At 56.9% G+C, this 26,174-nt stretch carries 14 protein-coding genes and 1 tRNA gene; 9 read left to right on the forward strand and 6 right to left on the reverse strand.

Going from position 1 to position 26,174, the window contains the following annotated elements:
- Positions 1 to 1,683: a 30S ribosomal protein S1 gene (locus P4G45_RS06385; protein ID WP_348268837.1), complete on the forward strand. Its 1,683-nt coding sequence runs from the start codon at positions 1 to 3 to the stop codon at positions 1,681 to 1,683.
- On the opposite strand, the gene P4G45_RS06390 is transcribed toward P4G45_RS06385, so the two are convergent.
- From P4G45_RS06390 to P4G45_RS06405, 4 genes are read right to left on the reverse strand one after another with little or no spacing between them, the layout of a single operon-like run.
- Positions 1,680 to 3,089, reverse strand: coding sequence for an amidase (locus P4G45_RS06390; RefSeq protein WP_348268838.1), 1,410 nt, complete (start codon positions 3,087 to 3,089; stop codon positions 1,680 to 1,682). The genes P4G45_RS06385 and P4G45_RS06390 overlap by 4 nt on opposite strands.
- Before the next feature lie 4 nt (positions 3,090 to 3,093).
- Positions 3,094 to 4,218: a DegT/DnrJ/EryC1/StrS family aminotransferase gene (locus tag P4G45_RS06395; RefSeq protein ID WP_348268839.1), complete on the reverse strand. Its 1,125-nt coding sequence runs from the start codon at positions 4,216 to 4,218 to the stop codon at positions 3,094 to 3,096.
- Positions 4,215 to 5,369 (reverse strand): UDP-N-acetylglucosamine 2-epimerase, encoded by a 1,155-nt coding sequence (gene neuC / locus P4G45_RS06400; RefSeq protein ID WP_348268840.1) that lies wholly within the window; start codon positions 5,367 to 5,369, stop codon positions 4,215 to 4,217. Before neuC ends, P4G45_RS06395 begins: the two co-directional genes overlap by 4 nt.
- Positions 5,366 to 6,487 carry a polysaccharide biosynthesis protein gene (locus P4G45_RS06405; protein WP_348268841.1) on the reverse strand — a complete coding sequence of 374 codons (1,122 nt, stop codon included), beginning with the start codon at positions 6,485 to 6,487 and terminating at the stop codon, positions 5,366 to 5,368. Before P4G45_RS06405 ends, neuC begins: the two co-directional genes overlap by 4 nt.
- Positions 6,488 to 6,986: 499 nt before the next feature.
- Between P4G45_RS06405 and P4G45_RS06410 the strand changes: the two genes are divergently transcribed.
- From P4G45_RS06410 to P4G45_RS06430, 5 genes are all read left to right on the forward strand, one after another.
- A complete protein-coding gene (locus P4G45_RS06410) occupies positions 6,987 to 10,676 on the forward strand; it encodes a carboxypeptidase-like regulatory domain-containing protein (protein ID WP_348268842.1) in 3,690 nt (1,229 codons plus the stop codon).
- A gap of 121 nt (positions 10,677 to 10,797) precedes the next feature.
- Positions 10,798 to 12,525, forward strand: coding sequence for a tetratricopeptide repeat protein (locus tag P4G45_RS06415; protein WP_348268843.1), 1,728 nt, complete (start codon positions 10,798 to 10,800; stop codon positions 12,523 to 12,525).
- Positions 12,512 to 14,236 carry a CRTAC1 family protein gene (locus P4G45_RS06420; protein WP_348268844.1) on the forward strand — a complete coding sequence of 575 codons (1,725 nt, stop codon included), beginning with the start codon at positions 12,512 to 12,514 and terminating at the stop codon, positions 14,234 to 14,236. The genes P4G45_RS06415 and P4G45_RS06420 overlap by 14 nt, the downstream gene beginning before the upstream one ends.
- A gap of 153 nt (positions 14,237 to 14,389) precedes the next feature.
- Positions 14,390 to 15,976 carry a lipase maturation factor family protein gene (locus tag P4G45_RS06425; protein ID WP_348268845.1) on the forward strand — a complete coding sequence of 529 codons (1,587 nt, stop codon included), beginning with the start codon at positions 14,390 to 14,392 and terminating at the stop codon, positions 15,974 to 15,976.
- 143 nt (positions 15,977 to 16,119) lie between these two features.
- Complete coding sequence (locus tag P4G45_RS06430) at positions 16,120 to 17,430, forward strand: sugar MFS transporter (RefSeq protein WP_348268846.1); 1,311 nt, start codon at positions 16,120 to 16,122, stop codon at positions 17,428 to 17,430.
- A gap of 44 nt (positions 17,431 to 17,474) precedes the next feature.
- On the opposite strand, the gene P4G45_RS06435 is transcribed toward P4G45_RS06430, so the two are convergent.
- Positions 17,475 to 17,552 (reverse strand) — tRNA-Glu (locus P4G45_RS06435).
- 274 nt (positions 17,553 to 17,826) lie between these two features.
- On the opposite strand from P4G45_RS06435, the gene P4G45_RS06440 reads away from it, so the two are divergent.
- The 3 genes from P4G45_RS06440 to P4G45_RS06450 all read left to right on the forward strand — a co-directional run bounded on the left by P4G45_RS06440 (position 17,827) and on the right by P4G45_RS06450 (position 23,298).
- Positions 17,827 to 18,921: an efflux RND transporter periplasmic adaptor subunit gene (locus P4G45_RS06440; RefSeq protein ID WP_348268847.1), complete on the forward strand. Its 1,095-nt coding sequence runs from the start codon at positions 17,827 to 17,829 to the stop codon at positions 18,919 to 18,921.
- Between the two features lie 95 nt (positions 18,922 to 19,016).
- Positions 19,017 to 22,211 (forward strand): efflux RND transporter permease subunit, encoded by a 3,195-nt coding sequence (locus P4G45_RS06445; protein ID WP_348268848.1) that lies wholly within the window; start codon positions 19,017 to 19,019, stop codon positions 22,209 to 22,211.
- 199 nt (positions 22,212 to 22,410) lie between these two features.
- A complete protein-coding gene (locus P4G45_RS06450; protein WP_348268849.1) occupies positions 22,411 to 23,298 on the forward strand; it encodes an arginine deiminase-related protein in 888 nt (295 codons plus the stop codon).
- Positions 23,299 to 23,306: 8 nt separating this feature from the next.
- Here P4G45_RS06450 and ligD read toward each other — a convergent pair whose 3' ends face one another.
- Positions 23,307 to 26,150 (reverse strand): DNA ligase D, encoded by a 2,844-nt coding sequence (ligD, locus tag P4G45_RS06455; RefSeq protein WP_348268850.1) that lies wholly within the window; start codon positions 26,148 to 26,150, stop codon positions 23,307 to 23,309.
- Positions 26,151 to 26,174: the final 24 nt, after the last annotated feature.

Genomic DNA, 26,174 nt, shown 5'->3' on the forward strand with positions numbered 1-26,174 from the left:
ATGTCCAATCCAGATGTTTCGGCAGCAGAATCAACCATCGAAAACAACGAGTCATTCGACAAGATTCTTTCGCAGTATGAGCAGAGCCATTCGCACCGGGTGGGCGAGGACGGCAGGCAGCTTGAAGGAACGGTCATCGCCGTCTCGGCTGAATCGGTGTTTGTCGATATTGGCTTTAAAACCGAAGGCATTTTGCCGCTGACTTTGTTTCAGAACGCCAATGAGACGGTCGAGGTAGGGACGAAGCTGCTGGTGACGGTGAAGGGGCGCGATGCCGAGGGCTACTACGAGCTTTCGCGGCAGCGGGTGGAGCGTCCGAAGGACTGGACCTCGTTGGAGAAGGCGTTTGCCGACAAGGCGATCATCGTGGGTACTGTCACGGGTGTAGTTAAGGGTGGACTTTCCGTGGATGTGGGCTCGCGGGCGTTTATGCCGGGCTCGCGTAGCGGAGCGCGTGATGCCGCGGAGATGGAGAAGCTGGTCGGGCAGGAGATTACCTGCCGGATCATCAAGCTGGATGTGGCCGAAGAAGATGTGGTGGTCGACCATCGCTCGGTTGCTGAAGAGGAAGAGCGCTCGACGAAGGAACAGCGGTATGCCGAGATTAAGGAAGGCGACACCGCGCTGGGGACGGTGCGCAGCCTTGCGGATTATGGAGCGTTTGTCGACATCGGCGGAGTCGATGGGCTGCTGCACATCAGCGACATTGCGTGGGGACGCGTGAACAAGCCTACGGATGTGCTTTCTGCGGGGCAACAGGTTGAAGTGAAGGTCTTGAAGATCGATGCAACGAGCAAGAAGATCTCGCTTGGAATGAAACAGCTTCTGCCGCATCCGTGGGACGCGGTGGAAGGGAAGTATGTTGCGGGAGAGCGGGTTCGCGGTACGGTAACGCGGGCGACGGACTTTGGCGCCTTTGTCGAACTGGAGCCCGGAGTTGAGGGGATGGTTCATCTCTCCGAGATGTCGTGGGCGAAGAAGGTTCACAAACCGAGCGACATGCTGAAGCCGGGTGAGACAGTCGAGGTGATGATTCTTGGCGTCAACGTAGCTGAGCGGCGCATGTCGCTCGGGCTGAAGCAGACGCTCGGCGATCCTTGGGCCGAGGCGCAGGAGAAGTTTGCAGTTGGCTCGACGGTGGAAGGGCCGGTCGTCAGCCTCACCAAGTTTGGCGCATTTGTGCAGCTTGTCGAGGGTATTGAAGGCATGATTCATGTCAGCGAGATCAGCGCAGAGAAGCGTGTGGAGCGTCCGCAGGATGTGCTGCGGGTGGGCCAGGTGGTGCAGGCTAAGGTGCTCGATATCGACAAGGAGAAGCGACAGATCAAGCTGAGCATGAAGCAGCTTGTGCCGACCGGCCTTGATGAATACATCGCCGAGCATAAGGAAGGCGATGTGGTGACCGGACGGCTGATTGAAGTCTCTGGCGACAATGCGACCGTAGAACTGGGCGAAGGGATTCGCAGCAAGTGCAGGATGGTCGCGGCGGCTGCAAAGGAAGAACAGCCTGCGGCTGCAGGTCAGCTTGATCTTTCGGCGTTCAGCTCGATGTTGAAGGAGCGCTGGAAGAGCGGTGCTGTGAGCGCGGCCAAGACGGATGAAGTCCGCGCAGGACAGATTCGCAGCTTCAAAATTACGAAGCTCGATCTGGATGCAAAGACGATTGAGGTGCAACTAGTTTAGGAGCGTGCCATCGGTGGGGGCTGGTATCCGAAGTCGCGATCGATAGCCGCTGCAATGCCGAGTACGGCCTCGTCCTGATAAGGTCGGCCTGCGATCTGGATGCCTATAGGCAGACCTTCGGATGAACGCCCAACCGGCACGACAGCGGCGGGTGCGCCGAGCAGGTTGAACCATTGGGTGTAGCGCATCGCGTCGAGATAGGCGACCTGCTGCCCGTCGATATTCCATTCCCGTTCGCCGTGGCGGAAGGCGGGGACTGAGCAGACCGGCATAAGCAGGATGGGAAACTCGCGCATCTCTTTGAGCAGGATGGCTCTTAGGGTGTCGCACTCCGCCCATATGGTGAGTAGCTCATCGCCGGTGAGCGGCGGGTCCTGACGGGCGATGGTGAGGAACTCCTGAAAGGTTGGGCTGAGGCGCGATTCTTTGCCTCCAAAGATGGGATTGAGCAGCATGGCTCCGCAACGCACAAAATAATTCCACCAGAGTTTGCGTGCCTGTTCGAGTGCACGAGGGCGGAACGGCACAACGCGGAAACCCTGGCTGCGCAGGCAACGGACTGCATCCTGTATAGCCTGACGTGTCTCCGGAGTTACGGGTGTGATGTCGTCGTCTTCGAAGAAGCCTATGGGAATTCGTCGCAATTCTTCCGTGGTGTAGCGCTGAAGAGATACCGGAGCGCCAGTGGGGTCGGCGTCAGCGTGCCCAGAGAGGACATTGAAGAGTAAGGACACGTCAGCGATGGTTCGAGCCATGGGGCCAACCGCACCGAGCAGCGAAAACGGGCCGACACAAGGTGGCAGATGTCCGACTGCTGGAATTCTGCCAGGTGTTGGCTTGAGTGCGCAGATGCCGGTGAAGTGTGCGGGTTCGCGCACGGAGCCTCCGCCGTCGCTGCCGAAGCCGCAGGCGGAGAGGCCCGCGGCGATGGCTGCGGATTCGCCGCCGCTGGAGCCTCCTGCGGTGCATGTGAGGTCCCACGGGTTTGAAGTGCGGCCGTAGAGGAGATTGTCCGTCTCGTAGGCCATCAGGAATTCAGGACAGTTTGTGGTGCCAAGAATGACCGCCCCCGCCTGCGTGCTGCGTGCGACGATGACAGCGTCCTCGCGGGGGATGTGTCCCTTGTTGAAAAGGCTTCCTGTCTCGCAGCGATGACCTGCTACGGCGATGGACGCCTTGATGGTCATAGGAAGGCCGTGCAGAAGGCCGCGAGGGGCCGAGCTTTTTTCGAGGGCGCTGGCTTGAGCGCGAACGCGTTGCTCATCGAAGTCGATAAGGGCATTGAGCTGCGGATTCAGCCGCTTGATCTGGAGGATGTGTTCTTCGGCAAGTTCGAGCGGCGAGAGCTTGCGGGCGGAGATCATCGCCAGCAGATCAACGGCGGGTTGCAGGACTAGATCGCTCATGTGTTTATTTATTTTGTATCTGAAGTAGTGCATTGCGCAGGGTATCGCGGACCTGTGCAATTTCATCTTCGGTGATGCGATTGAAGAAGGGAAGGGCGATGGTGCGGCTGGCTTGTGCTTCGGTTACAGGAAGGGAAGCAATATTGCGCCATGCGGCGTAGCTCGGTTGTAGATGGATGGGAGCAAAGTAACGTCCGCAGCCGATGCCTACGCCGGTTAGAGTAGCGACAATGCTATCGCGGTCTTTTTCTGTGAATGAGTCGTCAAGACGGACGACATACACGAACCAACTGATACGTATGTCGGGAATGTCGGTCGCGGGCAGGATGAGGCCGCTTATGTTTGCGAGTGCCTTTTGATATTCCCGGGCTACTCTTTCCCGCTGTTGCAGGATGGGCTCGATGCGCTTCAACTGCGCGAGGCCGAGAGCGCAGTTGATCTCGGAGAGACGATAGTTATAGCCGACTTCAGCATGTTGCAGCCAGTCCACGCTGTCGTAGCGGCCCTGGTTACGTAGTGCGCGGATGTGCATTGCCAACTCTGGCTGCCGGGTGACGACCATGCCACCTTCCCCGGTCGTGATCTGCTTGTTGGGGTAGAAGGCGAAGACTGCGGCGTCGCCGAATGAGCCAGCCTTGCGTCCCTGATAGGTTGCGCCGATGGCTTCGCAGGCGTCTTCTATGACGAGAAGATGATGGCGGCTGGCGATGTCCATGATGGCTGCCATCTCGGCGGGGCGTCCGAAGGTGTGCACGACGAGAATAGCGCGTGTCTTTGGCGTGATCACCTGCTCGATGCAGGATGGGGACATGTTCAATGACTCGGCATCGATGTCGACGAAGACAGGCTGGGCACGTTCGTAGCGAATGGCGTTGGCGGCAGCGATGAAGGTGAAAGAGGGTACGATTACCTCGTCGCCTTCGCCGATGCCAAGTGCCTTTATGCAGAGGTGCAGTCCTGCCGTACCTGAGCTGACAGCGATGGCGTGAGGCACACCGACATACTCTCCGAGGACATCTTCAAACGCTTCCATCTGCGGCCCGAGACTGAGCCGCGAGGTGCGCAAGACGGCGGTGACGGCTTCGATCTCGGATTGGGTGATGTCAGGCGAGGAGAGAGGAATCGTCATGATTGGATGGAAGTGGCTCGCTTGCGAAGTAAACCTTCGAGGGGCACGGTGGTGAGGATCCGCACGATTCGCTCGGCGGCGTGGCCGTCACCATAGGGGTTCGCCATGCCGCGCAGCGATTCGCGGAAAGCAGCGCTATGCGCTGTCTCGATCTTCCTGAGGATGGAATCGACGTTGGGATCAGCGTCGAGCACGTTAGGTGCTCGCTCGCGGCCATACTGACGCAGGCCAACGTTGACCACGGGCAGCGCGAACGACGCCGCCTCCATGATGCCGCTGCTGGAGTTGCCGAGCAGCAGACCAGCCTGCTTCAGGAGGCTCCAATAAGTTACAGCGCCGAGGTTTACGAAGACGTGCGCATCGGTGTGCTGCCGGATAAATTCATGGGTGCGTTGCATGAGGCTGTGGCTGCCCGCGTCTGCGTTGGGATAGCAGAAGATGATCTGCCCTTTGATCTGTGCGAGTGCTGCGAAGAGCGCATCCGCCTCTTCGGTAGTGTTCTGTAATAGGGTGACGGGATGGTAGGCCACTACGGTCGGAGCTTGTTTCAGGTTTATCTTCAGCGCCTCCTCCAGCAGCGACCGCGTCAGCAACGGGCTTCTCGTGATGTGATCGAGGGAAGGCGCGCCTGCGCGGGTCACTCGCCACGGCTCTTCGCCCATGCTGATGACGCGTGCGCGCGCCTTATCGGTAGAAGTGAAGTGGATGTGAGCCATCTTAGTGAGAGCGTTGCGGACAGCATCGTCGATGGCGCCTTCGCTGACCTCTCCGCCTTCGATATGAGCCACCGGGATACGCAGGGTCAAGGCCACGCTGGCGGGCGCGAGCATCTCGTAGCGGTCAGCGATCAGGAGCAGCAGGTCAGGATGTATCTGCGCTAATACGTCGGTCAATCCCAGTACCGCAAGTCCCAGCGTCTTTGCCATACCGACGTCAGTGTCTGAGTTCAGAAGGCACTCAATACGTGAGGCAATGGTAAAGCCGTCCTGTTCGATCTCGTTGACCGTGTTGCCGAACGCGGGCGACAGATGCGCAGCAAGCACGATCAGTCTCATGTCTACCTCGGGATGCGCGGCTAAGTCCTTCAGCGGCCAGTAGAGATGGCTGTAGTCGGCACGCGAACTTGTGATGACCGCGATTGTGCGCTTCATGCATTCACCATTAGACTCGAATCCGTGCGGAGACCCAGGCTTGGGCGATAGTCCGGTACCATGCGCTGCACCGCTTGTAGCAGCGAGGACAGGTCTTGCTGCTGTAAAGCCACTCGAAGAGCATTTAGGGACGTTGACAGCTCGTCGGGCGAGAGTGTCGGGGTATTGACGGCGCGCAGTGGGCGGCTCGAGACCTCCTGGTACGACTCACGCGATGAAATGAGAGATTCTTCCATCTTATCTCCCGAACGAAGTTCTGTGAAAACGATCGGGACTTCATTCTGTCCGATCAAGAACTTCGCGAGATCGAGAATACGGATTGGTTTCCCCAACTCAGGCACCTGTAAGCCTGAAGGCGACCCGGAAGACAGCGCAGCGAGTAACGTGTCCACCGCCTCCGCGAGCGTCATGAAATAGCGGCGTACGTCCGGATGCGAGACAGTGACCGGACCGCCCTGCGCGATCTGCCGCTGAAAAAGTGGAACTACGCTGCCCGAAGAGCCGAGCACGTTGCCAAGACGTACCACCTTCATGACGATGGCATTCCTGCGCGGAGCGAGAAGGATGAGTTCAGCGATCCGTTTCGACGCTCCCATGATGCTGGTGGGAGCGACCGCCTTGTCAGTCGAGACCATCAGCATCTGTTCGCTGCCGTATTTCGCCGCAGCATCCGCAACGATCTCTGTGCCGAACGCGTTGTTCGCAATAGCGGCAAATGGATTCCTCTCCATCAATGGCACGTGCTTAAAAGCGGCGACGTGGAAGACAACTTCGGGCCGGTGCTGCTCGAAAAGTCGAGTGACCGCGACGGGGTCGCAGACGCTGGCCAGGACGGGGATGCGCCGCGGAGCAATTTTCAGGTCAGGGAGAGCCTGCTGAATTTCGTAGAGAGCGCCTTCGGAGCTGTCGAGCAGAACCAACTCATCCACGCCAGACTGAGCGATCCATCGCGACAGTGCCGAACCAATACACCCACCGGCTCCAGTTACCAGTACTCGCCTTCCCGCCAGCAGGGCACGAGATCGTTCGCGCCGAAGTTCCAGCTCCAGCGGAGGGTCCCGGTGGAGATATGCATACCAGTCCGGGGCATCGAGATCGATCTTTGGGGGTGAAATCAAAATGGTCGTTGATCCTGTAAATGCGCTGTGCGCTAGGTACGATAAGTCCTTTTATGAGACTACACGGGGCCAGGATGGGCACGACGATGAGGTGGTTTGTACTTTTTGCTTGACAGCAGTGTCGGCTGACACGTAAACATGATTGTTCCTAAAACGCTTTAGTTTAACGATTCATCTCTTCCATTTTAGGGTGGGATCGTGGTTAGAACGCCTTCGTATGCGGTTGTCCTAGACCAGAAGGACGAGGTTCCTGAATCAGGGCAGAAAATCATTGACAGGCGTTGTTGCGGTCATGTAAACGCTTCAATGTCGAACTGAATCGTTTTAGTTTGTTAGCGCTTAGGCAGTGTCGGGCCAGTTAAAGGGCAAACAAACAGTAACCGGCGGATACGAATCGTGCCGGAGAGTGAGAGCGGACGAAATTCTGTTCCGCAATCGCTAGTTGAAGGTTGTGTCCGATGTCTGGGCATTGATGCAGTGGAAGGTTTTTGGAGGCAGTATGCAATCTATGCAGGATCGTGGGAAGTATTTCCCGACGTTGTGGCGGCAGGCATCGCTAAGCCTGGCGCTTGTCTTAGCCCTGTTTCTGGTGTTTCTGCCCTCGGCAGGTGCCCAGGTGTCGGCAACCCTCAATGGCACAGTAACTGATGGGACGGGGGCAGTGATTCCCGGCGCGAACGTTACCTTAACCAACGAGGCCACCAAGGAGGCCCGCAACAGCGTCAGCAACGACAGCGGGTACTTTGCCTTTCCGGCGTTGTTGCCCTCAACCTACACGGTCAAGATCGACGCAAAGGGCTTCAAGAGCTATGAGCGGCATGGCATCGTGCTGCATGCTGCTGACCTCATCAAGCTCTCCGACCTTACGCTCACCATCGGTCAGACGAATGAGACGGTTACCGTCGAAGCGAACACACAAATCATCCCGGTCGAAAACGGCCAACGCGCTGCGATCCTGGACTTCAAGGACATTCAGCAACTCGCTATCCAGGGCCGTAACCTTTCAGAGTTGCTGAAGGTTCTTCCCGGAGTCACCAACACTCCCAACGGCCTCGGCAATGGTTCGTCGTTTGATCCTACTGTTGTCAGCGTCGGTTCGAGCGCAGTAGGCAATGGCTTGAACGCAAACGGTGCGGTCAACCGCGGAGGAACCAGCCAGCTTTCAGACGGCGTCGACGTAGACGATCCCGGTTGCGATTGCAACTCGATTGCAATTCTCAATCCTGACATGACGCAGGAGGTCAGCGTTCAGACCTCGAACTTCGGTGCGGATGCGCCGCGTGGTCCGGTAGTCATCAATGCAATCAGCAAGTCAGGCGGATCCGAATATCATGGCGAGGGCTACTTGTATGCACGCAATGACGTTCTAAATGCCAACGACTGGCAGAGCGACCATGCCGGAAATCCAAAAGGCAGCGCTCACTACTATTATCCTGGCGGCAACTTTGGTGGCCCGGTGCCGTTTACGCATAAAAAGCTTCGTTTCTGGACTGGCTACGAGCGCATTCTGCAGAACACAGGCAATTCGAACCGCTTGCAGTCCTTCATTCCCACGGCAGACATGATGGCCGGAAACTTCACGAACACCCCGGCAAACGTAGCGTTCTGCCAGGGAGCCCTGACCGCTACTGCAACCAACGGCTGCAACAACCTAGCCCCAACGGATACCAGTTCCCCGGCAAAGATTCAGCAGACAGGAACGGTACTTCCAGACGGTACGATCGTGGGTTATGGATCGAGGCCCGCAGGTATGATTCCTGCCGAGTTTCTGGATCCCGGTGCGGCATCGCTTGCAAGTTTCTGGCCCGCTGCCAACGCCAACCCGGCCACCACCCCAGGCGGCTATAACTACAATCAGGTCATTCCCGGACAGCACAACGGCTATCTGTTCCGCGCCCGCGTGGACTACAACCTCAGCGATAAGAGCAGCTTCTTTGTCTCCTACCAATATGGCCAGGATTCAGCTCCTTCACAGGGGAATGGCGCTCACATCTACTGGACGCCAGGAAACTCCATACCGTACCCCGGTGGCGGCCTCATCAGCAGCTCGTTCTCTAAATCAGTTGCAGGACACTTCACCCACATCTTCAGCCCGACGCTCACCAATGAGTTCATTGCGAGCTGGGGTTTCGGCAACTTCCCGGTCGGGCCCCCCAAGGCTTCTGCCGCTTACAAGACAACCCTCGGCTATCCGTCCGGTTATGGCACGATCTTCAAGACAGGATCTCCTCTGATCCCGTCCTACAGCAGCGCCGGAACCTTGACCTTCCCCGATTTTTCGCAGCAGGACATCTTTGAAACGGGCGGCAAGTACCTTGTTCGCAAGGAAATGCCTGCATTCTCGGACGATGTGACGAAGGTCATTGGAACGCACACCATCAAGGCCGGAGTTTATGCCGAGAACGTCGGCAATATTCAAGGCGCTTCTGAATCGCCCAATGGTAACCTGAGCAGCTTCAGCCAAGGTGGCACGGTTCATAACAATGTCTTTAGTCCGGCTGGTGCGCCACAGCCACTCGGCTCCGCAAACAATCCCACAGCGAACTTCGTGATGGGCGTCGCCAGTGGCTATAGCGAGAACAACTCTTCTCCGATCAGCGATATGGCTTATCAGACGTTCTCCTTCTACGGCAATGATTCATGGAAGGCGACCAAACGTCTCAACATTGAGTACGGCATCCGCTTCGACCATATTGGTCATTGGTATGATCGGCAGGGCAACGGCCTTGCGGTCTTCATTCCTTCACTCGTCACATCCGACTACAACTCGGGTAAGCTGAATCCCGGCGTCTACTGGCACGGCATCAACCCCGGCATTCCAAAGAGCGGTCAACCGGATCGCTTCCTCCTTGTGTCTCCCCGTTTCGGAGTTTCCTATGACCTCTTTGGCACAGGCAAGACCCTGATACGCGGCGGATGGGGCGTTTATCGGTTTACCGATCAATACAACGACTACACCGGCGCCTTGACGACGGCCCAGAGCATTCAGAGCTATGGGTTGCCGGGACAGACCAGTGTGCTTCTGTCACAGATTGGTAACATCCCTGCGCCAACACCTGGTGGCATCAACGGCGGAGTCAACGCGTTGGACCCCACAGATTATGGCATCCCAGAGAGTCGTGCTTACAACATGACCATTTCGCAGCAGGCACCGTGGAGTTCCTTGGTTGAAGTTGCCTATGTCGGCAGCACAAGCAAGGAATTGGTGATGGGCGGCGAGAGCACCTCAGGCAGCGGCTTTGGTGATTTCACCAATCAGAACAAGGTCCCGCTTGGCGCGTTCTTCAAAGCCGATCCGGTCACTCACGTAGTCTCACCAAATCCGGAGAACCTTTCGCAGGGTGCTTCTAGCAATCAAGAAGCAGACTATCGCCCCTACGGTAAGGAATATGGAACCAACTCGATCAACGTCAATACGAATAGCGGTTACGCAAACTACAACGGCCTGCAACTGAGCTGGGTCAAACGTTCCGACCGTCTTACGTTCAACTTCAACTACACCTGGTCCAAGACCTTGGGCACAGGCCAGCAGATCGATCCGTTCACCGTCCAGGGCAACTATGGCGTTTTGAGCATAGACCGTCCCTACGCCTTCAACTCCTCCTACTCGTATAACTTCCTCAGGGTCTATAACGGCGAATCGCACATTATTAGTGGTGTGGCGAATGGCTGGACGATCTCCGGAATTACATCGTGGCAATCGGGTGGCAACCTGCAGGCGATCAACAGTCCGAACTTTGGGCTTTCGATCACCGGTCTCAGCCAGAACACATACTTCGGTACATCGGCTGCAAAGTTGATCATGCCGGTTCTGACTTGCGATGCGGGTGCGCACTTGGCGGATAAGCAGCGGGTGAACGAGTCCTGCTTTGCAGCTCCGGCGATTGGAAGCAATGGCCCGCGGAACCTTCCTTACTACAGGATGGCGGACTACTTCGATAGCGACCTGGCGGCATACAAGACGTTCCATGTTACGGAGCGTCAGACTGTGCAGTTTCGTGCCTCGGCATTCAATTGGGTCAATCATCCGCTACCCCAGTTCAGCGGAGGAAACCAGCTGGCGCTCCACTACAACAACGATTTGACGCCGAATAACGCCTCGAACTCCAAGACTCTTGGTTTCCTCGATACCAAGACTGGCGGACACACGCAACGCACCATGGAACTGGCTATCAAGTACAACTTCTAGCTTGTTCTTCAACCTGGGTGGGGCGGCTCTCTTTGAGTCGCCCCATTTTTTCTGCTACAGAATTATGAAGAGATATGGATTCGATGAAGAGCATCATCACCCTTCGCTATACTTTGGTTCAATGCCGGTAATACCCACCACGACTGATGTCCCACGCAGTTATTGCCGGGTGCTCTTCATGCGCGGCTTGTGGCTGGTGCTTCTACCGATGATGTTCTGCTTTGCCATTTGCCAGCCGAGCTTCGGTCAGCGCGCAGACAAAGCAACTCCTGCTCCCGATCTTCAGCAAATGTACGATGCGGCCCAGCGCGCTCAATCCGCAGGCAATCTGACCACCGCCGCAGGGGACTATCAGAGCTTTCTTGCAGGCGCACTCCGCCATCTTGCGGACGACAATGTGCGGGCTGGCGATTATCCGGCTGGCGCGAAGCTCTATAAAGAAGCGCTGGCTGTCGTGCCGGAGAGCGGGGCCACTGAGCTACGCATGGCCTATGCGCAGGCTGCTCTCGTGGCCCGCGATATCCCTACAGCGAAGGCTCAGGCTCAGGCCGTAGTTGCAGCCGACTCGAAGAATTCGACCGCGCGATTGATTCTTGGCGAAGCACTGCTGCAAACGGATGAGAATGAGGAGGCTCGCAAGCAACTGGAGGCCGCGGTCGCTCTCGATCCCAACTATAAAAACGGACTCGCGCTGGCTACTGCCTATCTCGCATTGTCCGACACGAAGAACGCGTCGAAGCTTTTCAATGAAATGTCCACAGGATTTGGCAATACAGCGGCGATTCATCTCGACTTTGGCCGCTCCTATGCCGAGGCTGGGAATCCCGATCTTGCCATCGTTGAGTTTAAAAAATCTATCGCGCTCAATCCGCGCCTGCCCGAGGTGCATTACTGCCTTGGAGCATCCTATCTGCTGAGCCAAGGCCAGGTTGGTTTTCCTGAAGCGATCAAGGAGTTTCATCGCGAACTGGGATTGAATCCGAATGACTATTTCAGCCTTGCGCAGCTCGGCTACATCGCATTCAGCGAGCGCCATTTTACCGAAGCGGAACAAGACTTGAAGCGCGCAGCCAATTTAGACCCGCGCAACCCAGACAATCCTCTGCTTCTGGGGCAGGTATACCTTCAACTGAATCGGCCGGCAGATGCGGAGCTGGCACTGCGCCAGGCCATCGCCCTGACGACGGACCTTTCGCGCAATCACTATCAGGTGCAGCGCGCGCATTATCTGTTGGGACGGCTGCTGGTGCAGACCCGCCACCTCGATGAAGCGAAACAGGAGATGCAGGTCTCCGCGAGCCTGCTCAAGCAGAACATGCAGCGCGATCAGGCAAAGCTGAAAGGTACTTCCATGGGAGGGGCGGCGAGTATTGCGCCGTTCCAGCCTCTGCCCGATCCCGCGCCGATGGACTCCAAGGCGAGGACTGCATTGAACGCCTTTACGACGCGTGCCGCGCCTGCGATTGCCGATAGCTATAACAATCTCGGCGCCATGGCTGCAGGTGCCAGTGAGTTCGCAACTGCCACCGGATACTTCGCGAAGGCGGCGAAGTGGAACCCGGCGCTCGAAGGACTTGACTACAACTGGGGCAGGGCAGCGTTTTCAGCCCAATTCTATGCCCAGGCCGTACCTCCATTGAGCCGCTATCTCGCAGCACATCCCCGGGAGGATGGAGCGAGACGGGTGCTTGGTATCAGCTACTTCAGGGTCAAGGACTATGCCGCCGTGGTGCGCACGCTAGCCCCAATCGCACCATCGCTTTCTTCGACCCCGCAACTGGCTGATATGTACGCTCAGTCACTGACCCTTGCGCATTCAGAGAAGAAGGGGGCAAATGTTCAGCCCTGATGCGGCAATTCGCAAGGGCATCTTCGCCGTTGCGATGGCGATGCTTCCTTCGGTCGCGGTTTATGCGCAGAACGCGACTGCACTCCACTTTCGCGATATTGGGCAAGAGACTGGCCTGACAACGGTCCCTCACTCCGCGCCGGTGAAGCAGTATCTGGTCGAGATGATGGGCGGGGGCGTTGGCCTATTCGACTGTGATAACGACGGCAAGCTCGATATCGTCACCGTGACCGATTCGACGGTGGATGCCTATCTGCATAGCGGCGACCTGATGGTGACGCTCTATCGTCAGGACACGCGCCCGAACGGACCTGTTCATTTCACCGATGTCACGCTTGCATCCGGATTGACGACGCGAGGCTGGGGAATGGGAGTCGCCATCGGGGACTTCGACAACGATGGTCTCCCTGATATTTACGTTACGGGCTATGGTCACAATGTTCTCTATCGCAATCTTGGCGGCTGCAAATTTGCAGATGTGACGGCGCAGCAAAAGGTAAGTGGCGGAGGCTTCAGCGTAGGTGCTGCATGGGCGGACTACGATCGTGACGGCAAGCTCGATTTGTTCGTTTCGCGCTACGTAGACACCGACCTGTATCATCTGCCGAAGCCCGGAGAGAAGGCCTTTGAATATCAGGGCCTACCGATGGAGGTGCCAGTGCTGAATGGCGAGACCGATCTGCTCTTCCATAACGTTGGCAGCAGCTTCGAGGAGGTGGCGCAGAAGGCGGGCGTCGATAATCCCGATAAGCGGCTCGGCATGGGGGTCGTTTGGGGAGACTACGACCATGATGGCTGGCCCGATCTGTTTGTCAGCAACGATATGGGGCCGAATTTTCTCTACCGCAACAAGCACGACGGCACGTTTGAAGAGGATGGCCTCATCTCCGGCACTGCCTTGAGCGCGGAGGGCCGTTCGATGGGCAATATGGCTGCTGACTTTAGCGACTACGACCGTACCGGTGCGCTTGATCTTGTCGTCACCCGCTATGGCTATCAACCAATGAGCCTCTACAAAAATCAAGAGGCATTAGGCTTCACCGACCGCGCTTCGGCGGCGGGACTGACGCGAGCTTCGGACCAGCTTGTCGCCTGGGGCGCTGGATTTGCGGACTTCGATAACAGTGGCTGGCCAGACATCTTCGTAGCCAACGGCAACGTCAGTTCGATGGTCGACAAGCTGCCGCACGATCTGAAGTATCGCGAGCCAATTCATCTCTATAGGAACCAGCACGATGGCAGGTTCGACGAGGTCGCCACTGCCACCGGCTTGAATGATGGGCCGCTGCATTCGCGTCGGGGTACAGCCTTTGGGGACATCAATAACGATGGCAATGTGGATGTCGTGGTCTATAACGTCGGGGGGCCGCCGTCGCTGTTTTTGAACGAGACGAAGAATGCGAACCATCGCGTCCTCTTTCGCCTGGTCGGTACGAAAAGCAATCGTGCCGCTATCGGCGCGCGGGTTACGGTCACGGCCGGAACGTTGGTCGAAATCGACGAAGTGCGTGCCGGGGGGAGCTATCTGTCCTCGAACGATCAGCGTCTTCACTTTGGGCTAGGCGCCGCGCCTGTGATGAAGCAGGTAAAGATCGAGTGGCCGAGCGGGGCGACCGAAGAACTGCACAATGTTGCGGCGGACAATCTCTATACCATCGTCGAAGGCCAAGGCATCACGCAGACGATCAAGCTGAATGAGCCAACCCGATAGGCACAGCACGGATGGAATATCTTTGCCCTTTGCGCCGGTTTGAAATCCAGTTACCTTCCCGGCTGTGCGACTATCCGGGCTGAGCCTGCGGGGGAAACTGATCTTGTCGGATGTCCATGTTTTATCGCGGCCGCATCTTAATGGCTGGCCTATATGGAACAGTTGACTCATCTTTATCGGTGGCTCTTCGATTCCCGGAGTGGGGAGGGGAAGTCCCTTGCTCCGCGATGGCTTTTTCTCAGGGCGCTGGGCGCGATTTATTTTTCGGCATTCTTCTCTCTCGCCTTTCAGATCAAGGGACTCATCGGTCCGAGCGGTGTTCTCCCGGCGTGGCAATATCTGGCCGCGGTGGCCCATTATCTGAGCGCGAGCCGATATTGGAGCGCGCCATCGCTATTCTGGATCTCGGCTGGCCCGCATATGCTGATGGCAGTCGTATGGATTGGATTGCTGGCCTCTGTGCTGGTGTTCTTCAACGTTTGGCCACGGCTGAATCTCTTTATCTGCTTCGTCTGCTTTCTATCGTTCGTTGCAGCGGCGGGGGACTTCTCAGGCTATCAGTCGGACGGCATGTTGCTGGAGGCTGGATTTCTGGCGCTCTTCTTTGCCCCGCCGGGATTGTTACCTGGCTTTGGCGCGGACCATCCGCCATCGCGCGCAAGTCTATTTCTGCTGTTGTGGGAGTGGTTCAGAATCTACTTCGAGTCCGGTATGGTGAAGATCCTCAGCGGTGATGTGCAGTGGAGGAACCTTACCGCGATGGATGGGTATTACCAAAACAGCCCTCTGCCGACGTGGATTGGATGGTACGTCGGGCATCTGCCGCATTGGTTTCAAGCCGCCACCACCGTGCTTACGCTTGTGCTCGAGTTTGGCATCGTGCTGATGGTGTTCTTTCCCCGCCGGGTGAGACTGGTCTGCTTCTGGATCGTTACGCCGTGGCAGATTGGCGTGATTCTGACCGGCAACTACACATTTCTGAACTATCTGGTGGCCGCGCTCGGCTTACTGCTGTTGGATGATTTCAGCCTGCGTCATTTGATTCCGGCGCGCTTCCGTCCGCGGGTGCCAGTCGAGGACGTGAAGGCAGGACCGGAAAGCGCGGCATCGCTGCCAGAGCGGCTGCGCGCCGTAGGCGTGGCCGTAGCGGCGGTGCTCCTAACCTGGGTGGCGTATACCACAACTGTGGAGATGGGGGCCATGGTGTTGTCCCGGGTACCGCTGCCTCTGGCCCCTGTGAAGGTGCTCGAACCGTTCCGCATCGCCAACCAGTATGGGCTGTTTGCGGTCATGACTCGCGGACGCTACGAGATTGAGTTTCAGGGCTCGAACGACGGCACCAACTGGCAGCCTTATTTATTTCGATACAAGCCGCAGTTATTGAATGAGGCCCCTCGAATTTATGCACCGTACCAGCCGCGGTTTGACTGGAACCTGTGGTTCGCGTCCCTGGGAGACTGGCGGCAAAGCCAGATTGTTCTGCTGACGGAAGAGCGGTTGCTGGATAACGATAGCGATGTACTTAATCTCTTTCGCAGCAATCCGTTTCCCCAGTCGCCGCCACGTTATGTACGAGCGGTGCTGTGGCAGTACTGGTTCACGTCGATGGACGAGAAGCGGCGGACGGGAGACTGGTGGCGGCGTCAATTGCTGGGGCTGTATGCTCCGACGATTACGCGCGCCGCAGATGGGGAACCCGCGGCGGTTCAGATGCCTACGGAACTACCACCACACGATTAGCCGAAATGATATCTATAGGGAACTTGTTTCAATTGCAGCATAATTCTTCCGACACACAGCTGCGGCGGAACATCTGCTTAATCAGGATATGATTCTCAAAGTATCGTCTTGCGCCTGATGCGCGGGATAGAGGAACTTAAGCAATGGCAATGACGAATGTAGGCAGCTCAACGCAGATAGCCGCAACTCCGGGAACTGGATCGGCTGGCAACTACCGCAACGCTTTTGCGATGGTCACCACGCTGTTTTTTGTGTGGGGATTTCTTACCTCGCTCAACGATATTCTGATTCCGCACCTCAAGGCGATCTTCGACCTCAACTACGCAGAGGCGATGCTGGTGCAGTTTGCGTTCTTCTCTTCCTATGCTGCGTTCGGAATTCCGTCGGGCAAGGTGGTGGAGTGGATCGGCTATCAGCGAACGATGGTGCTGGGGCTACTTACGATGGGCGTAGGCGCGGCCCTGTTCATTCCGGCTGCAAATATGCCTTCGTTCCCGCTCTTTCTTGCGGCGCTCATCGTTCTGGCGGCAGGCATTACGGCGCTGCAGGTTGCGGCGAATCCTTACGTGACGGTGCTGGGACCGCCGGAGACGGGATCAAGCCGCTTGAACCTGACCCAGGCGTTCAATTCGTTGGGCACAACCATTGGGCCTCCGCTCGGCGGCTGGCTGATTCTGCGTGGCGCTGAAAAGACGGTCGAAAATACCAGCAATATGACGCCGATGATGTTGCATGCTTATCGGATTCAGCAAGCGGCGACGGTGAAGTTTCCCTACATCGCGATTGCACTGGCATTAGTGCTGCTGGCGCTGGCGATCTGGTTTTACAAGTTTCCCCGGCTGGATGCGACGCAGGATTATCGTCCAAGCAAGGCAGGTGAAAAGGGACATGGCATCTGGCACTACCGGCATGTCGTGCTTGGCGCGGTCGCGATCTTTGTGTACGTGGGCGCCGAGGTTTCGATTGGCAGTTTCCTGATTAACTACTTCAACCAGTCATACATTGCCGGTTTGTCGGCGCTGGCGGCGGCGAACCTGGTCCCATTCTATTGGGGCGGGGCGATGGCAGGCCGCTTTATCGGATCGGCTGTGCTGCAGAAGGTGAAGACTGGAACCTTGCTGTCTCTGTGCGCGATGGTTGCGATGGTGCTGGTGGTGATTTCTATGCTCAGCTTCGGCCACGTGGCCGTGTGGAGCATCCTGCTCGTGGGTCTTTTCAATTCGATCATGTTCCCCTGCATCTTTACGCTGGGCATCGCCGAGATGGGGCCGCTGACGGGCGAAGCCTCCGGGTTGCTGGTTACGGCTATCGTGGGCGGGGCGTTGATTCCGGAAGCCCAGGGAGTTCTGGCCGACCACATTGGCATCCACCATGCATTTATCGTTCCGGTGCTCTGCTACATGTTCATTGTTTACTATGGTTTAAGAGGGTCGCGGGTGATTCAGCCTGCGTAAACCCGCGGCTTGATCTCAATCGATGTGGTGAAATGATTGGTAGTTGGCGTCCCTGACAAGATTTGAACTTGTGTTAACGCCGTGAAAGGGCGGTGTCCTGGGCCGGGCTAGACGACAGGGACGCTATGATGGGCTCACCCGATCCCTCATCTTTTCAACGCTATCAATATAGATAGGCCGTGTCAAAATACCTATCCGCAGCTAAACTCCATCCCTACTTTCTTTTGCAGAATCCTTAAATATTGCGAACCTTCCTTGGGGAGGGTGTCATCTAAAATTGAAACTCCCAGTGCTCTTGCGGAATCAGACACTTGACCTATCTACGGTCGTTCTTCCGCAGGTTTTGACCGGGAAGGGCGTTGTAATTGATGTTTTTGAATTTGAAGGAGAAACACCGTGTCCTCGACTCTGAAGCCCCGTCGCATTCTGCCGTTTGCTATCTGCGCCACCATCTGCCTTCTTGCAGGTTGCAAATCTGCTCCACCGCCGGTCGCTGCAGCGCCCCAGGCGATGCCTGTCCAAGTGGCACCGGTGACACTTTCCCCGGTGCCCAATAGCGACACCTACGTCGCCACCATCAAGAGCCGTCGTTCCGCCACGATGCAGCCTCAGGTCGACGGTAATCTGACCCGAATCTTCGTGAAGTCAGGTGACGTCGTCAAAGCGGGGCAACTCCTAATGCAGATCGACCCGCTCAAGCAGGTTGCGACCGTTCAGCAACAGCAGGGAACCGAGGCGCAGAAGAAGGCCGTCTACCAGTACAACCAGGGCGAGGTGGAACGCCAGCGCAAGCTCTTTGAGGCAGGCGTCACTTCAAAGCAGGCCTATGATCAGGCGGTGCAGGCGTATCAAAACTCCAAGGGAGATTTTGATTCTTCCGCCGCTCAGACCAATACGGCGAAGCAGCAGTTGGCGTATTACCAAATTCGCGCCCCGTTCGCAGGTGTCGTCGGCGATATCCCTGTGCATGTCGGAGACTATGTCTCCGCAACCACCATACTGACCACGGTGGATGAGAATGCCGATCTCGAAGCGTACATCTACGTTCCCACGGAACGCGCCACCGAGGTTAAGCCCGGGCTCCCCGTCGATATCCTCGATAACGACGGGAACGTCGTCGTTAAATCGAAGATCAGCTTCCTCTCCCCCCAGGTGGACAACGGATTGCAGAGCATTCTCGTCAAGGCTGAGATTCCCCGTACGACCGAGCGCCTCCGCAACGAGCAGCTGGTCAAGGCGCGCATCACCTGGAACTCCAATCCCGCGCCGGTGATTCCAGTGCTCGCCGTCTCGATGGTCGGAGGCCAAACCTTTGTCTTTATCGCGGAACCTAAGGGTGATGGCTACGTAGCCCATCAGATACCTGTGAATGTCGGCGAAACAGTAGGCAATACCTACCCAGTCCTCTCCGGTCTCAAACCGGGCGACAAGGTCATCATCTCCGGTCTGCAGTTCATGCAAGAAGGTGCTCCCGTCAAGCCGTTGGGCTAGGCGGCACTGTTCAGCTACTTCTGCGGAGCTGCCATCAGCTCCGCACCGTCTTTCGCTTACCGCCGGGGCCTAAGCCCGCTGGCTAGAGGTGCACCTTGGTAGATTTCTTCATTCGCCGCCCGATCTTCGCCACGGTCTGCGCGCTGCTCATCGTTCTCGCCGGCGCGGTCTGCATCCCCACTCTGCCGATCTCCCTTTACCCGCAGCTCGCTCCGCCTCAGGTCATCGTCACCGCCAACTACATCGGTGCGAACTCCAAAGACGTCGAATCTGCCGTCACCACAATCCTCGAGCAGTCGATCAACGGCGTCGAAGGCATGCGTTATATGAGCTCGACCAGCTCTAACGACGGCACCTCATCCATCACCGTCACCTTCCAGACTGGCTACGATCTGAACATAGCCGCCGTCGACGTCCAGAACCGCGTTGCCTCCGCCCAGGGACGTTTGCCTGCCGTCGTAAATAACACTGGCATTACCATCACCAAGGCCAACTCCAACTTCGTTCTTGCTGCCGGCTTCGTCTCCCCCGACCACTCGCTTTCCCCCGCCTTTATCTCCAACTATCTCGATGTCTACGTTAGCGATGCTCTAAAGCGCGTTCCCGGAGTCGGCGCCGTCGTCATCTTCGGTGAGCGCAAATACGCGATGCGCATCTGGCTTGATCCCAGCCGCCTCGCCGCTCGTGGCCTCACTGCTCTCGATGTCACAAATGCTCTCGCTGAGCAGAACGTCGAAATTCCTGCCGGTCAGCTTGGTCAACAGCCCTCAGATCCAACGCAGAACTTCCAGATGGCCGTCCGTGTCAGTGGCCGACTTTCCGATCCCAGACAGTTTGAGAACATCATCGTCAAAAACAGCACCACGGCGAGTGGGATCGTCCTGCTCAAAGATGTGGGACGCGCCGAAGTGGGAGCGGAAAACTACGATACCCGGCTCAAGTTTGCGGGCGGCGGCCTGGTAGGCGGAGATGCCGTCGGCATCGGTGTTCAGCAGCTCTCCAACGCAAACGCTCTCGACGTCGACAAACGCTGCCGCGCCGTCCTCGCAGAACTCGCAAAATCCTACCCCCCAGGCATGAAGGGCATTATTGCCGTCGATACCACTACGGTCATCGGCGACTCGATTCGTGAAGTCGTCCAGACCATCGGCGAAGCGGTCATCATCGTCATCATCGTCATCTTCCTCTTTCTGCAAGACTGGCGCGCGACCATCATTCCCTCCGTTACCATTCCTGTCTCTCTGATAGGAACCTTCGCCTTCATCAAGCTCTTCGGTTTCTCCATTAACTCTCTTACCCTCTTCGGTATCACTCTCGCTACAGGACTCGTCGTGGACGACGCAATCGTCGTCATTGAAAACGTCCAGCGCCACATTGAGAAAGAACATTGCGATAGCCATCAGGCCACCTCGGAAGCCATGGCCGAGGTCACCAGCGCCGTCATCGCCACTTCGCTCGTGCTTATCTCGGTCTTTGTTCCGGTCAGCTTCTTTCCAGGAACCACGGGTATTCTCTACAAGCAGTTCTCGTTGACGATTGCCTTTTCCATCGCCATCTCGGCCTTCAACGCTCTTACGCTCTCACCCGCGCTTGCCGCCATCCTGCTGCGTGGAGAACAAGAGCATACAGGCATCATGGGGTTGATTCTCAATCCCGTTGAAGACTTCATTCAGTGGCTCATCCGCGTCTACGCGAAGATGGTGACCTTTGTTGTACGCATGCGTTACGCCATGCTGGTGCTCTTCTTCGCAGCCCTTGGCGCTACTGTCTTCATGTACAACCATGTCCCCACTGCTTTCGTTCCGCAGGAGGATCAGTCCTACTTCCTCATCATTGTTCAAACGCCTCCGGGAGCCTCGCTCAGCTACACCAGCGAGTTTGCAGACCGCGTAGCCGCTCTTGTCCGCCAGAATGACGGAGTCTTCGGCACCTTCTCCGTCATGGGCTTCTCGCTTGCCGGCGGCAGTTCCCCCAACTCCGGCCTCATCTTCGCTCCCCTCAAGCCCATCAACGATCGCGCAAAGATGGGTCCTCAATTCAGCGCCAAGGCTATCGTCCAGTCCGTTGGGCCGAAGCTCTTCGGTGTACCCGGCGGCATCGCCTTTGCTGCTGAGCCGCCCGCCATCGCCGGCATCGGCACCGTCGGCGGCTTCCAATTCATCCTGCAGGACGGCGGTCGCAATACCTTCGGAGACATCGATCGCGTCGCCCACACCATCGTCGCCCAGTCTCGCGCTCCGGGTTCCGGCCTTACAGGTATGAACACCACCTTCACCTCCAACGATCCGCAGCTCCACGTCACCATCGATCGCGAGAAGGCCAAGACGATGGGTGTTCCTCTAAACCAGATCACTGCGGCGCTTGGCACCTTCATGGGGTCCAGCTACGTCAACGACTTCGATTTCAACAATCGTTCCTATCGCGTGTACGTCCAGGCCGACCAGCAGTTCCGTCGTAATGCCCAGGACATTCGTCAGTACTATGTGCGTTCCAACTCGGGCCAGATGATTCCGCTCGACAATCTCATCACTCTGCAGGAGACCTCCGGGCCGCAGGTCATCAATCACTACAACCTCTTCCGCTCTGCCGAAATCGATGGCTCGCCCGCACCCGGCCTCAGTTCCGGTCAGGGACTACAGGCCATGGAGCAGCTCTTCAACAAGAACAAGATGCAAGGCATGACCTTCTCATGGACCGGACTCGCGCTCGAAGAAGTCGAATCTGCCGGTAAGGCCATCATCATCTTCGGCCTTGGCCTGCTCGTCGTCTATCTCACACTCTCAGCGCAGTATGAGAGCTTTGCCCTACCGTTCATCATCCTGCTTGCCGTTCCCATGGCTGTCCTCGGCGCACTTGGACTTGTCGCCGCGCGTGGCCTCGTCGACGACGTCTACGTTCAGATTGGCCTGGTCATGCTCATCGGACTCGCAGCTAAAAACTCCATTCTTATCGTGGAGTTTGCCGAACAGCAACTGGAGATGGGCAAGTCGATCATCGATGCTGCGATCATTGCGGCCGAATTGCGACTCCGTCCCATCCTGATGACTTCGATCGCCTTCATCCTCGGCGTTGTTCCTCTTTACTTCGCCACCGGTGCGGGAGCCTATGGCCGCCACTCGGTCGGCACCGCGATTATCGGAGGCATGGCTCTTTCCACGATCCTCAACCTCTTCTTTATTCCGGTCCTCTACGTTCTCCTTAAGACATTTCTTGGCAAGTTCAAGAAAGAGCCTAAAGAAACCATAAAGCCCTGTGACGAGGAACTGCTACCGTCTGAGTCGATGCACTAATCTCTCATTCCTGATGTGCGTGACTTTGTTTCGCGCACATCAGGCTCCTCTCAAGCAAGATTGCATGGATGAGTGACGATGAGATTAGAGCTTGTCATCTCGTAATTTAGAGATGCATCTATATTCGTTAAAGACCGCATAAACATTCAGGTTGACGAAGGTTGAGTACTGCTGCAAAGCTCATCATGAGGTACTTCGGATGAGTACCAGTATGAGCTCGTCTCCCGATCATTTCATCGCCCCTGTCCATACTCCGGACATCGCGCCCGTTCCAGTTACTTTTCTGATGTGTTCCCCGAAATTATATGACGTGAATTACGTCATCAATCCCTGGATGGCCGGTCACGTTCATGACTCCTCGCGGACTGTAGCCATGGCGCAGTGGAAGCGCCTTTATGAAGCTGTTACCCAGTTAGCAGATGTTGTTCTTGTTGAACCCCAGCCTGGTTCGCCCGACATGGTCTTTACCGCCAATGCCGGGCTCGAGCACAACGGGGTCGTCGTTCTCAGCAGCTTCTTTCATGCAGAGCGGCAGGGCGAAGAGCGGCATTTTCGCCGCTGGTTTCAGCAAGCTGGATATACCGTCCTGAGTCTTCCTCGCGAAACCCCGTTCGAAGGGGAAGGAGATGCACTTTTTGCAGTGGATGGATCACGTCTATGGGCCGGTTACGGTCCGCGCACCAGTAAGTCCAGCCATCATTACCTGAGCGAGGCATGGAAGATCGAAGTTGCTTCGCTCCATCTCATCGACGAGCGCTTCTACCATCTGGACACTTGTTTCGCGCCGCTCGAAGGTGGTTCAGTTCTGTACTACCCCCCGGCATTCGACCAAGCGTCCATCATGCAGATCGAGGATTACTACGCCGCCAACAAACGCATCGTAGTCACAGAAGCGGACGCTCTGCGCTTCGCCTGCAACGTCATTAATATCGATCGCACCGTCATTCTCAACGAGGTCAGCAGGGAATTGAGCGATCAGCTCAAATCGAATGGTTTCCGCGTGATCGAGGTGCAATTAAGTGAATTCCTCAAAGCCGGCGGAGCTGCAAAATGTCTGGTCATGAGACTGAGCGGTGCAACACACTAGCTCCCAAGCTATGCCGAGCGCCTCGTTCTCACGCGGTCCAATGCCTCAGCTGGAATGCTTTGTTTCATTCCCACCATCGCCTTCCATGGATCGGTCTTCAGCCGTCCCTTCCAACTCTCAAACTCCGCCACCCGGAACACAGGTCTCTCTGGCAGCTTCAAATCCGACCACTTCAGAGGCAAAGAAACCGGGCCGCCAGCCCTTGCACGCGGAGAGAAGGGGGCGACCGATGTCGCTCCTCGTTCGTTCCGCAGGTAATCCAGATAGATCTTTCCCTTGCGTGCAGACTTCGTCATCTTCGTCAGGTATAGCGATGGATTAGCCTTCTCCATGACATTCACAAATTCATGAGCGAACTCTTTAGCCTCAGGCCAGTCCAGCTTTGGCGCAATCGGTACGACGACATGCAACCCCTTGCCGCCGGTGGTCTTCAGAAAACTCTCCAGCCCGATCGCCTTCAGTCGTTTTCGAACATCTGCCGCGGCGCCAGTCAGCACATTCCAATCAAGCGTCTCGTCAGGGTCAAGATCGAAGATCAGCCGGTCAGGGTGTTCAAGGTCTTCGTTCCGCGATCCCCACGGATGCACCTCCAGCACGCCCATCTGCGCTAATCCCGCCAACGCCTCCGCGGTCGAAAGCGTAATGTATGGCTCGATCTTTCCGTTCTTGTCCGCAATATCCACGCTGCCGATGCCCGGTGGCAGCATCGCATTGACGTGCTTCTGAAAGAAGCACGGTTTGCCCGATCCTTCGGGGCACCGGACGAGGCTCAATGGCCGGTCTGCAATATGCGGCAGCATATCTTCGGCGACAGCCCAGTAATAGTCCGCAAGCATCTGCTTGGTCAATCCCGATGTTTCATCCAAAATTTTGGAAGGATGAGTCAAGCGGACCGGGGCGTGTTCCATCGTCGTTAAATTCTTCGCTGCGACTCCGCCTTTGACAATATGCGCTGCGGCAATTTTTTCAGAAGGCTTTGCGTCGAAAGTCGTTTTCCCTGAGCGCTTGGGACGCGGTGCAACGGTCGCTTCCTCCCGTACCACCTCGCGTGCGCTCTTGTCTTCGCGCACGCCAAGAAACGCCGCTTGTCGAACCAGATTATCCGCAGTCCACGTAGCGAATCTCACCTGAACCACCAACTCTGGCCTGACCCACTTCGCCCCGCGTTTCGCATCGCCAGGCAGTTGTTCAAATGGCGTAGTCGATTCGATCAGCTCATCCAGCTTTTTGCGAAGTATTTTGTGCGTCTTCTGCGTAAAGCCAGTACCGGTGCGCCCTGCGTAAATCAACTTGCCATCGCGATAGTACCCGAGCAGCAGCGCTCCCACTCCCTGGATGCCATTGGACGGCAGCGTGAATCCGCCCACGACAAACTCCTGCTCATGGAGGCACTTCATCTTCAACCAGTCCCCGCTGCGTCCGGAAGAATACCGCCCCATCGCTTTCTTCGAAACAATGCCTTCAGCATGTAGCTCGCAGGCCTTATGGAAAAGCTCCTCCCCGTTCGTCTCCAGATGCTCGCTCATCCGCAGGTGGTCGCCATTCGCACCATCCAAAACGTTGCCCAGCATCTCTTTGCGCTGCTTCAGCGGAAGCTCTCTCATGTTGTGCCCATCTACATGCAGGAGGTCGAAGCAGAAATATGTCAGCAGGTTTGTAGCACCGTCTTGAAACGAAGCCTGTAAATCCGCAAAGTTTGTCGTGCCATTCTCCGCGAGCACGACGACCTCTCCATCGAGCGTCACCTTGTCCACCGCAAGCTTCGCCACTTCATTCGCAACGGAGCGGACCCGGTCAGTCCAATCCAGTCCTTTGCGCGTCAGCATCTGCACGCCGGAGCCGTCCTTGCGCGCCTGCATCCTGTATCCATCCAGCTTCAACTCATGCAGCCACCCTTCGCCGGTAGGTGGCGATATCGCCTGCAATGCAAGCTGAGGCGCGATGAAACTTGGCTGGTGTTCTTTGGGCAGCTTGCTCAAGCTCTTTTCAAATGCACTCACATTCATCGATCGCTTTTTCTCGATGGCCGCGCTCTCCGCCTCCTCGGACGTTTCGCTCCGGCCAACCTGCCGATACCAGGCCTTCCCTTTGGCCGTATCCTTCGAGTTCCACACATGGTCTTCATTGTGGGCAATCTGGTCCATCGTACGTCCGGTTACAACACTATTCGGCTCGTCCACAGTCACGCAGGGATCGGCTTCGCCACGTTCAAATTCATCATGTTCCTTGATCAACAGCCAATTCGGCTTGCGTTCGTTCGCCGCCTTTCCGCCCATCCGGATCAGCGCCCACTTACCTTTGATCTTCGTACCATGCATCACGAACTTCAGGCTGCCGTCGCGCAATCCTTTGTCGACGTCTTCGTGTCCAGGCTGCGGCTCCCATGTTCCCTGGTCCCACAGCATCACCGTTCCGCCGCCATACTGGCCGGCAGGAATAATCCCTTCAAAGCCGCCGTACTCCATCGGATGATCTTCGACCTGCACCGCCAGCCGTTTGTCGCCGGTAAAGTAGCTCGGCCCCTTGGCGACCGCCCAGCTTTTCAGCACCCCATTCCAGCCCAGACGAAAGTCATAGTGCAGGTGCGAGGCGGCATGTTTCTGGATGCAGAAGGGAAGATGCTCAACTTCATTTTTAGTCTTCTCGCTGCCACCGCTCGGCTCCGCCGTAACTTGAAAATCACGCATTGACCGATATCGTTCCAACTGCTCGTCCACAGCGTCCGAAGCACGGTTGGAACTTATCGGCTTTGCCTTCGCCAGCGATTTCCTGGGAGCCTTCTTCGCCGCAGATGTCTTCGAAGCAGCCTTCTTGCCCGCGGTCTTTTTTACTGATTTCTTCGCCCCCGCCATCCTGACCTCCGCTTGTTCCAATCA

It is taken from the genome of Edaphobacter paludis (assembly GCF_039993895.1).
Taxonomy (GTDB): Bacteria; Acidobacteriota; Terriglobia; order Terriglobales; family Acidobacteriaceae; genus Edaphobacter; species Edaphobacter paludis.